The organism is Flagellimonas marinaquae (assembly GCF_003992675.1).
Classification (GTDB): domain Bacteria; phylum Bacteroidota; class Bacteroidia; order Flavobacteriales; family Flavobacteriaceae; genus Flagellimonas; species Flagellimonas marinaquae.
Genome location: NZ_RZMZ01000014.1, coordinates 350,942 through 362,924, shown reverse-complemented (window position 1 = coordinate 362,924; position 11,983 = coordinate 350,942). Strand labels below are relative to the sequence as shown.

The window sequence follows — 11,983 nt, the reverse complement described above, 5'->3', positions numbered from 1 at the left end:
AATCACTGTATGTTTATCCCCACATAATACCCTTCGCTTCCCCGTACATTAAAGACCGTATTGTCTTCAAAGATGAGGTACTGCCCTTTAATACCTTTGAGCACACCTTTATAACTTGGGGTTTTGTCCAAATTTAGGCTATTTACCTTTTCGGGATATTTTAGTACAGGAAATTCCATATGGGTTTCTTCCCTGTCGTTCAAAAAGTAATCTATGGCCTCATCGGGAATACTGGACTTAAGTTTGTTGCGCCATTCCACTAGGTCTACATCCTCAATATCGTTTTGCAACATCTTTCTCCAACTCGTCTTGTCGCTCACATGGTCTTTGAGTGCCACCTCGGTAATTCCGGCCAAGTATCGATTGGGAACTTCTACAATTTCGATAGCTTCGTGCGCACCCTGGTCTATCCAGCGAGTGGGTACCTGCGATTTACGGGTCACCCCCACTTTAATGCTACTCGAGTTGGCCAAATACACGATATGTGGCTGAAGCTGCATTCTTTTCTCGTACTCTAGATCGCGGTCCTCTTCATCTAAGTGGGCCTTGCTCAACTCCGGCTTCATGATCCAGTCTCCGGCACGCGGGGTTTCAAAAAAGCACGACTTGCAGAATCCTTGTCGATAGATAGGCCGGTCCTCCCCACAGTTCAAACATTGGAATTTGATGAAATCGATCTGCAGCTCCCTATCGAGCCCTTGGTTCATGTTGATAAAATCGTTCTCAAAGACCAAAAAATATTGGATCGGGCTTCCTATTTCCGTTCGCATCTTTCGCAAGACTCCCTCGTATAGCATAGTAAAATGAATGTGTTTATCTTATTTGAAAATCTATGTTAGAAAAGCTATTTTAGCGGTTGTACCAACCTTGTTTCTTTGGTTAAAGATACCTAAAATGCCAATACCATTATTCAATTCGATTGCTTCTTGGTTACTACGGAAGCGCTTTCATCAAATAGAGCTTTTTTTAAAGTATCCGTTGGATGTTCAGGATGAGGTGTTGCGGCAGTTGCTGGATTTTTCCAAAGACACCATGATCGGTAAGCAGTATGGTTTCCAAGACCTCCCCAAATATGAAGAGTTCAGGAATAGGGTGCCCATTGTGACCTACGAGGATATTGCTCCGCTCATCGAACGTACGCGTAGGGGAGAGCAGAACCTGTTTTGGCCTACCTCCATCAAGTGGTTTGCGAAGAGCAGCGGTACCACCAATGCAAAGAGCAAGTTTATCCCAGTGAGCACCGAAGCGTTGGAGGACTGTCATTACAAATCCAGCAAGGATTTACTTTGCCTGTATTTGAACAACAATGAGAATTCCCAATTGTTCACCGGAAAAAGTCTACGATTGGGCGGAAGCAAAGAGTTATACGAGGATAACGGGACCTTCTTTGGTGATCTCTCCGCTATTTTGATAGACAATATGCCGCTTTGGGCCGAATACAGCAGCACTCCCAGCAACAAAGTTTCTTTGATGACCGAATGGGAATCCAAGTTGGAGGCCATTATAGAGGAAAGCATTCGCGAAAACGTGACCAGTTTGGCAGGAGTGCCCTCTTGGATGCTCGTACTATTGAACCAAGTCTTGGAAAAGACGGGGAAGAACCACCTGTTCGAGGTATGGGAAAACTTGGAAGTTTATTTTCATGGCGGGGTAAGCTTTACGCCTTACAAAAATCAGTATAAAAAATTATTGCCCCGGAAAAGGTTCAATTTTTATGAAACTTATAATGCCTCCGAAGGATTTTTTGGGATTCAGGATCAAAATAACTCCGATGAGCTTTTGCTGATGTTGGACTATGGAATTTTTTACGAATTCATCCCTATGGGACCTTCAGGCGAAGGGGACCAAGCCATCCCGTTATGGGAGGTCCAACTAGGGGTCAATTACGCCATGGTCATCACCACCAACGCAGGATTGTGGCGTTATAAAATTGGGGATACCATCAGATTCACTTCAAAGAATCCATATCGCATCAAGATTACGGGTCGCACCAAGCACCACATCAATGTGTTTGGCGAAGAGCTGATCATCGAAAATGCTGAGGAAGCCTTAAAGCAAGTGTGCCTAAAGACCGAAGCCGAGATTATGGATTATACGGCAGCCCCCATTTTTATGACCGATAAGGAAAAAGGAGGTCACGAATGGATCATCGAGTTCAGAAAGCCGCCAGCAGATATTGCCTATTTTACCGAAATGCTGGACAATGCCCTCAAGGCACTGAACTCTGACTACGAGGCCAAACGATACAATAACATTACCCTTATGATGCCCACTGTGCATGTGGCGAGGGAAAACCTGTTCCATCATTGGCTCAAGGCGCATAATAAGTTAGGGGGGCAGCACAAGATTCCCAGGCTTTCCAACGAGCGTGGATGTATTGAAGAGTTACTTCGAATGAACTTCCAATAAGACATTTATCCAAGAAAAATGACGTTGAACGAAAGTTTACGAAAACGTTTTCGTAAATTGGACCCGTTCGTCGTGGAAAGGTTTCTTTTGAACAAATAAAAGCGGATTTCCTGCGTTATTTGATGAAATTCCCACCAACAATCAATTCATAAACACAAAACCATTAAAATCATGGCAGAAAAGCTTGTTATAATTTCGGACATGTGGGGCGCTAAGAAGGGCCTCTGGATTACTTCTTATTTTGGTTACTTGCAACAGTATTACGACATTGAATTTTATGATTGCCAACAATTGGGAAACATCGATGTAGTAATCTCTTCGGAAGAGAATGTGCACAAGGCATTTGTGAACGGGGGTATTGAAACTGCAGTCAGAAATTTGTTGCGAAAAGAAAAGTCACCTGCGCATTATTTGGCTTTCAGTATGGGGGGAACCATTGCCTACAAAGCTGCATTGAAGGGTTTGCCCATGAAATCTTTAACAGCTCTTTCATCTACCAGAATTAGGTTGGAAAAGGAGAAGCCGATTACAGATTTGAATTTAATCTTTGGTGAGCGAGACGAGTTTAGACCGAATGATGATTGGCAACAAGCCGTTGGAGCAGATGTTACCGTGATACCTAATTTTGGCCATCATTTGTATTCTGATGAAAAAATAATCTCGGAAGTTTGTCTGGAGTTGTTGGAAAAGGTAACTAAAAAAGCAGTCTAGGAGACTGCTTTTAGTTTTTTGACGGTTTCGTAAGAGAGTTTTTTCTCGGCATACCCTTTGGTTACCTTAAACTCTGTTTCATCGCTACTGGGCAGGGTGAACATGGCGTCGGTAAAGATTGCCTCGCATAGCGAGCGTAATCCCCGGGCTCCCAATTTGTATTCCACAGCCTTTTCTACGATGTAGTCCAGCGCTTGGTCCGTTATCGAAAACTCGATATCGTCCATGGCAAACAATTTTTCGTACTGTTTGATGATGGCGTTTTTTGGCTCCGTTAAAATGGCGCGCAATGTTTTGGCATCCAATGGATTCATGTGGGTGAGTACCGGCAATCTTCCTATGATTTCAGGGATAAGTCCGAACTCCTTCAAATCCTTCGGGATAATGTATTGCAAGATATTTTCCTGATCCAGATTTTCCTCCGCCTTGGATGCGCTATAGCCCACCGCTTGCATATTTAAGCGTTTGGTGATGATACGCTCGATACCATCAAAGGCACCTCCAGCTACAAAGAGAATGTTCTCGGTATTGACTTCAATGAATTTCTGGTCTGGGTGCTTACGCCCTCCTTTTGGTGGCACATTCACTGTAGTACCTTCCAAAAGCTTCAATAAACCTTGCTGTACCCCTTCTCCGGATACATCCCGGGTAATGGAAGGGTTGTCGCTCTTCCGTGCAATCTTATCGATTTCATCGATAAACACGATTCCGCGCTCAGCTTTTTCCAGATTGTAATCTGCAGCCTGCAGCAAACGGGTAAGAATGCTTTCAACGTCCTCGCCCACATAGCCTGCCTCGGTCAAAACCGTGGCATCAACTATGGCCAAGGGCACGTTCAGCATCTTGGCGATGGTCTTGGCGATAAGGGTTTTACCCGTACCGGTCTGCCCAACCATGATGATGTTACTTTTTTGGATTTCGATATCCTCATCCTTGCCCTTGGGCTGTAACAAACGCTTATAGTGGTTGTACACCGCTACGGACATTACTTTTTTGGTTCGTTCCTGTCCAATAACAAAGGTGTCCAAGAAGTCGTGGATCTCGATAGGTTTTTTCAATACCAGTTCGGAGGAGAGATCTTGGTTTTTGGATTGTTTGGACTCTTCGGCTACTATGCTATGGGCCTGTTCTATGCATCTATCGCAAATATGCGCATCAAGGCCGGCAATCAATAAATTGGTTTCCGGCTTTTTTCTACCACAAAAAGAACATTCCAAATTTTCTTTTGCCATATTTTTTAATCTTCAACCAACAATAACGCAAAAAAAATGGATTTGTTCTGCCTTAAGTGGTTGTTTTTTAATCAATTGGTTTTACTTATGACTTTTCCCTGACCAATATTTCGTCGATCATACCATAATCTTTGGCCTCTGGCGCTTTCATCCAGTAGTCACGGTCACTGTCATCATACACTTTGTCAAATGATTGTCCTGAGTGCTTGGAAATGATCTCGTAAAGCTCATTTTTTATCTTTAGCACTTCTTGGGCTGCAATCTCAATATCACTGGCCTGCCCCTGTGCTCCTGAAAGAGGCTGGTGAATCATGACCCTGGAATGGGGCAATCCACTTCGCTTTCCTTCGTGTCCGGCACATAGCAGTACAGCTGCCATGGATGCGGCTATACCTGTACAAATGGTGGCGACGTCAGGTTTGATGAACTGCATGGTATCGTAGATGCCCAAACCGGCATACACGCTTCCGCCGGGAGAGTTGATGTAAATCTGGATGTCCTTGGAGGCATCGGCGCTTTCCAAGAAAAGCAACTGTGCTTGGACAATATTGGCCACCTGATCGTTGATTCCAGTACCCATAAAAATGATGCGGTCCATCATCAATCTGGAGAAAACGTCCATCGCAACGGCGTTGAGTTGTCGCTCTTCAATGATGTTGGGCGTCATGTTCATGGGGTACATGGTACTCATGAGCTTGTCATAGTACATACTGTTGATACCATGATGTTGGGTAGCGTATTTTTTAAATTCTTTTCCGTAATCCATAGGATTTGACTCGATTTATCTTAAAAAAAAGGTGCCGAAAAACTAGCTTTCCGGCACCGTAAAGATACTTAATTTTCTTTTAGCGAAGCCTTAGCTGTATGCTTCCTTGATGAAGTCGTCATAAGAGACTTCCTTCACCTTGAGGTTGGCCTTTTCTTTGTAAAGGTCCAAAAGCTTTTGGCTCATCAACTGCTCCGAAAGGCGTTTTACCTCGTCTTGGTTGCTCATCACCCTTACGGCAATACCTTCCAATTCCTCTTCTTTCGGGTCCATGTGGCCGTACTGTGCCATTTGTGATTTGATGAATCCTTTGGCAAATTCCTTCAATTCATCAAATTGCACTTGAAGCTCATTTTCTTGAATGATCTTACCCTCGATCAATTGGTAACGAAGTCCTTTTTCGGATTTTTCAAACTCCTCTTTTGCCTCGTCCTCCGTCAATGGGTTTTCACCACTGATCTGTATCCATTTCTTCAAAAATTCCGCAGGAAGATCAAATTTGGTTTCATCGATCAACTTCTCTGTGATGTCGTTCAACAATTTCTGATCGGATTGCTGCTCAAATTGTTTTTCGGAATCCTCCTTGATCTTGTCCTTCAATTCTTTTTCAGACGTTACCTTGCCTTCTCCAAACAATTTGTCGAAAAGCTCTTGGTTCAAGGCTGCTGGTTCTCTCTCGTTGATTTCCTCGATGGTGAAGCTTACGTCTACTTTAAGGCCATCTGCCTTGTCACGGGCAATGCCCAATGCATTGGATAGTAGGTAGTCTTCTTTAAAAAGTCCCTTAGTGGAAAGCGTTACGGTGTCGCCTACTTTTTTACCGGTTAGGGCATCAATGGCTTTTTTGCTCTTGATTTTACCCATTTCGACAGTGGTCTTGTGGTCGATTTCCGCTTCCTCATTGGCGAAGAACCCTGTAATTTCATCGTTCTTGCCTACTTCGTTCTTGGAGATCAACTTGCCATATTGCTTTTGAATACGTTCAACTTGCTCTTCGATCATTTTTTTGTCGGCCACGATTTTATAGTGGGTCACCGGTTTTTTGGTCTTAAGATTCACCTCGAAACTGGGTGCCAATCCCAATTCGAACTCAAAGTCCAAGTTGTCCTTTTCCCAATCAAAATTATCTTGTTGTTTGGGCAGTGGATTGCCCAAAACATCCAATTTTTCTTCGGTCAGATATTTGTTCAGATTGTCTTGGAGCAATTTGTTTACTTCGTCTACCAAAACAGCTTTGCCGTATTGCTTTTTGATAAGTCCCATGGGAACTTGTCCTTTTCTGAAGCCGGGTATGTTGGCCTGCTTTCTATAATCCTTTAGGATTTTCTCTACTTTGTCCTGATAGTCTTCTTTGCTTATGGCAACCTTTACTACTGCATTAAGATCGTCAATCTGCTCTTTGGTTATATTCATTTCCTACCTAATTTGCTTTCTAAAAATGGGATGCAAAAGTAACTCTTTTTTGTGTTGCTGCCAAGTTTTTAAACCATTGACTTTCAAACCATATGAATTCTATTGGTCTTCTTTTAAAATTGAATGCAAAATTGCCTGTAAAATGGCTAGCAACAGGCTAAAGATGACCGCCCACCAGAAGCTTACTACCTGAAAGCCATCGATAAGATTGGCCGTTATCAGAATGATGATGGCATTGATCACCAAAAGGAAGAGCCCTAACGTAAGTATGGTAATGGGCAAGGTTAGAATTACCAATATGGGCTTTACCAAAAAATTGAGAAGACTGAGCACCACTGCCACAATTATGGCGGTTACCATGGAATCTACCCCAACACCTGGCAGTACATAACTGAGTATGACTACGGCCAAGGCATTTAGTAGAAGTCGTAAAATGAGTTTCATAGGTTTGTTTTTAGGTTGTATAAATAAAAAAGGCACCGTGCATTACGGTGCCTTTAAGATAAAGAAAATTATGTTTGTTTAGTCAATATAAAGTCCAGTGTAGTCCAATGGGTTAACACCGGGCAAATTCGAATTGTACTTTGCATTGATCGCTTCAATAAAGGCGTTTGCAATAATGGCGTACCCACGCGGTGCAGGGTGCACGCCATCCAGGGAAAATCCTCCACCTGTTGCAAAGGTGGCATCCACTACGCTTCCGTCCGCTTGTTGGAAACCATTGGTTCTAAGCTGATTTAAAAGTGCATTGGCATCCACAAAGGCCAAATCGTATGCAGCGGCCAAACCGGCTATGGTCTGGTTGTATGCATTTAAAGCGGTCTCTACGGTAGCTTGCTCTTCTGGGGTCAACACCCACTGGTCTGCCAAGGGAACTGCCACACCATTGATGGAAGTTGGGTCATTGGGGTTGGCCAAGGTTCCGATAAAGCTTCTTGAGGTAAGCACCATTAGATCTTCTTCGGTTGCTTGTCTCATATTGATCAATGCCGGATTGAATGCTGTCAAGTCGGTCAAATCCTCATCGATAATCACTACTGCATTGCCTTCGCCTGCAGCAAAAGTGATGGTTCTTTTTTCCAGTTCTTCTTCTGTGATCAGATTCAATTGTTGGAGTTGCGCCAAACCTGCATTGTATGCGCCATACGCTTGTGCGCTGTTCAAAAAGGCGGCAGTCGCTTCATCCAAAGGAATCGGGTTGTGTGGCACTGTGGTGAAATAAGGGATGTCCGTTACATTGGGCAAATTGGCGATCGCGCCGCCTGCACCATTTGCTGTCATGGTTTGCAACATGGCATCCAATGATCCTGCAAATACGTTGGGATCTGTAATATCGTTTCGGGAATAGGTGCTTGGGTCAAGATTTCCGGCTTGGTCCACACCAGTTCCTCCGCCTGTGGCGTAAATCAAAATATCATTGGCACCTGCCCAAAGGGTGAAAAAGGTTGCTCCCTGTGCCGCTGCGTCACCGATTACTGAGGCGGTCTCAGAGGAAGAAAACCTTACAAAATAAGGGTTGGCCGCTCCTATGGCCAAACCAGCCAAGCTGCCATAGCCGGGTGCTAAGAGTTCATAACTTTTGGCTCCTGGAACACCCATATTGTTGAAGGGTCCCGCAAGTTTGTCGGTAATTTCGGTACTTCCTTGCCCTTGAACGGGCACTGGGCTTGGACTTGCTCCCAAAAATGATAAAATTAATCGGTTTCCTATGTCGGGGGATCCGTCCATATTCGCATCGGTTTCCCCATTTATAGTGGCACCACCTAGGTTATCCGCCATAAATGGAATATCAAAGCTTCCACCGCCTGCCAATGCAAAATTGGAGGCTAGCATATTTGGAAAGGATGCTGTTTGGCCATCAATAAATAGGGCGTTGTCCGAGAATCCAGCTGTCAAGGAGTTTCCTATGGCAACATAGTTGGAAAAATCTGCAGTTCCTGATGTGTATTCCACTGGATCGGGACCAGCCGGTTCTGGCACTACGGTGTCCTCTTCACATGCTATCAAGAATAAGCCTAAAAATGGGAGAAAGGCATAAAACTTTTTCATATCAAAAAATCTGTTACAGTTAGTTTATGTTAATTTTTGGTAAGAACCAGAATTAACCAAATCTATATCAAATTTGTCATTCAGACAATTAAATGAATGAAAAAATTATGCATGCATAATAAAAACGGGTGGATTTTATGAATTCAGAAAAGCAAAACTCTTTTCGTAAAACTGCTTGGGGTTTTCTGCATGCAGCCAATGTCCTGCTTTATCAATGGTTTCAATGTTGGCTTTTGGAAAGTGCCTTTTGATTTCGGCAAAGTCGTTCGGCAGGATATATTCGGAGCGATCCCCTCTAAGAAATAGGGTAGGCCCATCATACACTGCAAGGCCAGATATGTTTTCGCCAATCTCTTCCATTTTGTTTTTGAGGACCTCAAAATTGAACCGGAATCCAAGTCTGTCTTTTTTGACCCAGTGTAAGTTTTTGAGCAGGAACTGCCGTATACCCTTTTCCTTTATATGTTTTGATAGTTCTTCATCGGCCTCCCTTCGATCGGAAATTTTGTCAAAATCCAAATGGGAGAGTCCGTTAAAAATAAAATCGTGGTGCGGTGGATAAAATTTTGGTGCGATGTCTGCCACAATCAGTTTGTTCACCCTGTCCGGATGCGAAGTAGCCAGTTGCATGGCCGTTTTACCTCCCATGGAATGCCCTAGTATGTAGGCTGATGGGATGCTGTGATGATTCATGTAGTGAATAACATCATCGCTTAACAAATCGTAATTGAACTTATCGGAATGAAAGCTTTTTCCGTGGTTTCGCTGGTCTATCAAATGTACCTCAAAGCCATTTTCGGAGTATTGGGTGCCCAGGGTTTTCCAATTGTCGGACATACCCAAAAAGCCATGTAGGATAAGTAGTGGTTGTCCTTTTCCCAGTATGTTTGAATGTAATAGTTCGCTCATGTGGTGTTTTTTTTTGATTGAACCGATGCGTGTTCTAGTGGTTTCCTTATTTCAGTCGGTGCAAATACATATTGATGACATTCTCCAAGCCCAAATAAATGGATTCGCAAATCAAAGCGTGACCTATGGAGACCTCTAGCAGATGAGGGATATGTTGCTTGAAGAACTGGATGTTGTCCAAGTTCAAGTCGTGCCCAGCATTGAGTCCCAAACCTACCTTGTGCGCCATTTCGGCAGCCTTAACAAAGGGAGCTATACCACTTTCCTTATTGCCTTTGGCAAATTCATCTGCAAAGCTTTCCGTGTAGAGTTCTACTCGGTCCGTTCCAGTGGCTGCGGCCGCCTCTACCATCTTTTCGTTGGGGTCCACAAAAATGGAAGTCCGTATGCCATGCGCTTTGAACGTTTGTATTACATCGACCAAAAAATATTTGTGTTTGATAGTGTCCCAACCTGCATTGGAGGTAATGGCGTCTTCGGCATCGGGTACCAAGGTCACTTGTGTGGGCTTTACCTCGAGTACCAAATCGATGAACTTGGGGACGGGGTTTCCTTCAATATTGAATTCTGTAGTGACCACCTTTTTTAGATCCCGTGCATCTTGGTATCGGATATGGCGTTCATCGGGCCGTGGGTGAACGGTGATGCCCTGTGCCCCAAAGGATTCGATGTCCTTGGTGGAAGTAATCAGATTGGGCACATTGCCTCCCCTTGAGTTCCTTAACGTGGCCAGTTTATTTATGTTGACGCTCAACTTTGTCATGTAGTTCTCTTTTAGATGGTCAAAAATAAGAATTCGGCATGCCTTTTGCCATTTTAAATTAGTATTTTGCACCTAATACAAGTGTTATGCAGATTCAAGACAGAATAATCAACACAGTTCCCATTTTTGAGGTCGGGGAAACCTTAAAGGATGTCATTACGTTTTTTGAGGAGACCACCTATTCCCATGTAGGGGTAACGGAAAACGGCACTTTTTTGGGGTTGCTGTCGGAAAACGACCTGGCCTGCTTTGAGCCCGAAAAAAAGATAGATGATTTCAGGTTCGAATTGGAAAACTTCTTTGTGACCAAGGAAACTGCTTGGTTGGATGTGCTGGAGATGTTTTCACGGAACGAGGCCAATATTCTGCCCGTGCTGGATGAGGACCAGTTGATTTCCGGTTACTATGATTTGGAGGATGTAGTGGATGTCTTCATCGACACCCCTTTCTTTAAGGAGCCAGGTGCCATATTGATCGTGTCCATCGGTATAAAGGATTACTCGTTTAGTGAAATAGCACAAATTGTAGAGGGCAACAACGCCCGATTATTGGGTGCCTTTATTACGGACGCACAAAATGATCTTGTGGAAATTACGCTAAAAGTAGGTACCCAAAGCTTAAACGAAGTCGCCCAGACTTTTAGGAGATATAACTACACCATTGTATTTGGGAACAGCGACGATCAGTTTATAGAAGATCTTAAGCAACGATCCGACTATCTAGAGAAATATCTTAACGTTTAATATGAAGGTAGCCATTTATGGACAGTCCTTTCAACCTGAAGACCGCCAGTGTGTAGAAGAGCTTTTGGATGAGCTGAAGAAGTTGGATGCTTCTGTTTATGTTGAGGAGGGTTTTAACAAGCTTGTGGGGCAAATTACCAAAGAACAAGTTTTGGGAACATTTACCCAATCCAAAGGATTGGATGCTTCCTTTGACATGTTTGTGAGTTTTGGTGGCGATGGTACCATGTTACGTGCCGTAACCTATATAAAGGATTATGGAATACCTATTGTTGGGGTCAATACGGGACGTTTAGGGTTTCTCTCTACCTTTAAAAAAGCCAATGTCCGCAAGTTGGTGACCGAATTCGAAGCAGGACATTACACCATTGAGGAACGTACCTTGGTCGAGGTGGAGCTCAATTCCGATCTGAACGAATTTAACGGGCTCAATTTTGCATTGAACGAAATTACGGTAAGCCGCAAGGATACCACTTCCATGATCACGGTGGAAACTTGGTTGGATGACGAATATTTGACCTCCTATTGGTCCGATGGGCTTATTGTGTCCACGCCAACAGGGTCCACAGGGTATTCCTTGAGCTGTGGAGGCCCTGTAATTGCTCCAACGGCAAAGTCGTTGGTGCTGACGCCCATAGCGCCTCATAATCTCAACGCACGTCCATTGGTCATTTCGGACAACACCCAGATACGTTTGAAGGTATCAGGCAGGGAAAAGACCCATTTGGTGTCGTTGGATTCCCGTATTGCCGATATCCCCAACGGAAAGGAAATTCGAATAAGAAAGGCAGATTTCACCGTTAAAATGATAGAGTACAAATCCGAAAGCTTCCTTAAAACCTTACGGAACAAATTACTTTGGGGGGAAGATCGCCGCAATTGATCGACCTGCAAACAATAAAAGGAGCGAAAAGCTGTTTTACAAAGGAGAACAATTTTAATTACGAATCTATTGACCTTCCTTTACTCTAAATTCTAGTAACTTTTT

12 protein-coding genes are annotated in these 11,983 nt (G+C 43.6%); 4 read left to right on the top strand and 8 right to left on the bottom strand.

The annotated features are described in order from the left end of the window. Window positions 1-2 precede the first annotated feature (2 nt). The gene (locus EO130_RS09230; protein WP_127141226.1) at window positions 3-797 is read right to left on the bottom strand and encodes a DUF2797 domain-containing protein; all 795 of its coding nucleotides are present in this window, start codon (window positions 795-797) and stop codon (window positions 3-5) included. Between the two features lie 97 nt (window positions 798-894). Between EO130_RS09230 and EO130_RS09225 the strand changes: the two genes are divergently transcribed. Together EO130_RS09225 and EO130_RS09220 are read left to right on the top strand one after the other, a co-directional pair. Continuing rightward, window positions 895-2,409 carry a GH3 auxin-responsive promoter family protein gene (locus tag EO130_RS09225; RefSeq protein WP_127141225.1) on the top strand — a complete coding sequence of 505 codons (1,515 nt, stop codon included), beginning with the start codon at window positions 895-897 and terminating at the stop codon, window positions 2,407-2,409. A 171-nt stretch (window positions 2,410-2,580) separates the two neighbouring features. Continuing rightward, window positions 2,581-3,120: an alpha/beta fold hydrolase gene (locus EO130_RS09220; protein ID WP_127141224.1), complete on the top strand. Its 540-nt coding sequence runs from the start codon at window positions 2,581-2,583 to the stop codon at window positions 3,118-3,120. Here EO130_RS09220 and clpX read toward each other — a convergent pair. The 7 genes from clpX to EO130_RS09185 all read right to left on the bottom strand — a co-directional run bounded on the left by clpX (window position 3,117) and on the right by EO130_RS09185 (window position 10,252). Next, window positions 3,117-4,352, bottom strand: coding sequence for an ATP-dependent Clp protease ATP-binding subunit ClpX (clpX, locus tag EO130_RS09215; protein ID WP_127141223.1), 1,236 nt, complete (start codon window positions 4,350-4,352; stop codon window positions 3,117-3,119). The genes EO130_RS09220 and clpX overlap by 4 nt on opposite strands. A gap of 85 nt (window positions 4,353-4,437) precedes the next feature. Further along, window positions 4,438-5,118 carry an ATP-dependent Clp endopeptidase proteolytic subunit ClpP gene (gene clpP, locus EO130_RS09210; protein WP_127141222.1) on the bottom strand — a complete coding sequence of 227 codons (681 nt, stop codon included), beginning with the start codon at window positions 5,116-5,118 and terminating at the stop codon, window positions 4,438-4,440. A 90-nt stretch (window positions 5,119-5,208) separates the two neighbouring features. Then, window positions 5,209-6,531: a trigger factor gene (gene tig, locus EO130_RS09205; RefSeq protein ID WP_127141221.1), complete on the bottom strand. Its 1,323-nt coding sequence runs from the start codon at window positions 6,529-6,531 to the stop codon at window positions 5,209-5,211. Window positions 6,532-6,630: 99 nt separating this feature from the next. Next, a complete protein-coding gene (locus EO130_RS09200) occupies window positions 6,631-6,975 on the bottom strand; it encodes a phage holin family protein (RefSeq protein ID WP_127141220.1) in 345 nt (114 codons plus the stop codon). A gap of 78 nt (window positions 6,976-7,053) precedes the next feature. Beyond that, entirely contained in the window at window positions 7,054-8,580 is a 1,527-nt protein-coding gene (locus EO130_RS09195; protein WP_127141219.1) for an SGNH/GDSL hydrolase family protein, read from the bottom strand. A 135-nt stretch (window positions 8,581-8,715) separates the two neighbouring features. Continuing rightward, a complete protein-coding gene (locus tag EO130_RS09190; RefSeq protein ID WP_127141218.1) occupies window positions 8,716-9,489 on the bottom strand; it encodes an alpha/beta fold hydrolase in 774 nt (257 codons plus the stop codon). Window positions 9,490-9,535: 46 nt separating this feature from the next. After that, window positions 9,536-10,252, bottom strand: coding sequence for a pyridoxine 5'-phosphate synthase (locus tag EO130_RS09185; RefSeq protein WP_127141217.1), 717 nt, complete (start codon window positions 10,250-10,252; stop codon window positions 9,536-9,538). 86 nt (window positions 10,253-10,338) lie between these two features. Here EO130_RS09185 and EO130_RS09180 point away from each other — a divergent pair, with 86 nt between their 5' ends. Together EO130_RS09180 and EO130_RS09175 are read left to right on the top strand one after the other, a co-directional pair. Beyond that, window positions 10,339-10,995: a CBS domain-containing protein gene (locus EO130_RS09180; protein WP_127141216.1), complete on the top strand. Its 657-nt coding sequence runs from the start codon at window positions 10,339-10,341 to the stop codon at window positions 10,993-10,995. 1 nt (window position 10,996) lies between these two features. Further along, window positions 10,997-11,878 carry an NAD kinase gene (locus EO130_RS09175; protein WP_127141215.1) on the top strand — a complete coding sequence of 294 codons (882 nt, stop codon included), beginning with the start codon at window positions 10,997-10,999 and terminating at the stop codon, window positions 11,876-11,878. Window positions 11,879-11,983 lie beyond the last annotated feature (105 nt).

Coding starts and splice junctions, on each gene's coding strand:
- EO130_RS09230 (WP_127141226.1), bottom strand. CDS start 797: ATGCTATACGAGGGAGTCTTGCGAAAGATGCGAACGGAAATAGGAAGC.
- EO130_RS09225 (WP_127141225.1), top strand. CDS start 895: ATGCCAATACCATTATTCAATTCGATTGCTTCTTGGTTACTACGGAAG.
- EO130_RS09220 (WP_127141224.1), top strand. CDS start 2,581: ATGGCAGAAAAGCTTGTTATAATTTCGGACATGTGGGGCGCTAAGAAG.
- clpX (WP_127141223.1), bottom strand. CDS start 4,352: ATGGCAAAAGAAAATTTGGAATGTTCTTTTTGTGGTAGAAAAAAGCCG.
- clpP (WP_127141222.1), bottom strand. CDS start 5,118: ATGGATTACGGAAAAGAATTTAAAAAATACGCTACCCAACATCATGGT.
- tig (WP_127141221.1), bottom strand. CDS start 6,531: ATGAATATAACCAAAGAGCAGATTGACGATCTTAATGCAGTAGTAAAG.
- EO130_RS09200 (WP_127141220.1), bottom strand. CDS start 6,975: ATGAAACTCATTTTACGACTTCTACTAAATGCCTTGGCCGTAGTCATA.
- EO130_RS09195 (WP_127141219.1), bottom strand. CDS start 8,580: ATGAAAAAGTTTTATGCCTTTCTCCCATTTTTAGGCTTATTCTTGATA.
- EO130_RS09190 (WP_127141218.1), bottom strand. CDS start 9,489: ATGAGCGAACTATTACATTCAAACATACTGGGAAAAGGACAACCACTA.
- EO130_RS09185 (WP_127141217.1), bottom strand. CDS start 10,252: ATGACAAAGTTGAGCGTCAACATAAATAAACTGGCCACGTTAAGGAAC.
- EO130_RS09180 (WP_127141216.1), top strand. CDS start 10,339: ATGCAGATTCAAGACAGAATAATCAACACAGTTCCCATTTTTGAGGTC.
- EO130_RS09175 (WP_127141215.1), top strand. CDS start 10,997: ATGAAGGTAGCCATTTATGGACAGTCCTTTCAACCTGAAGACCGCCAG.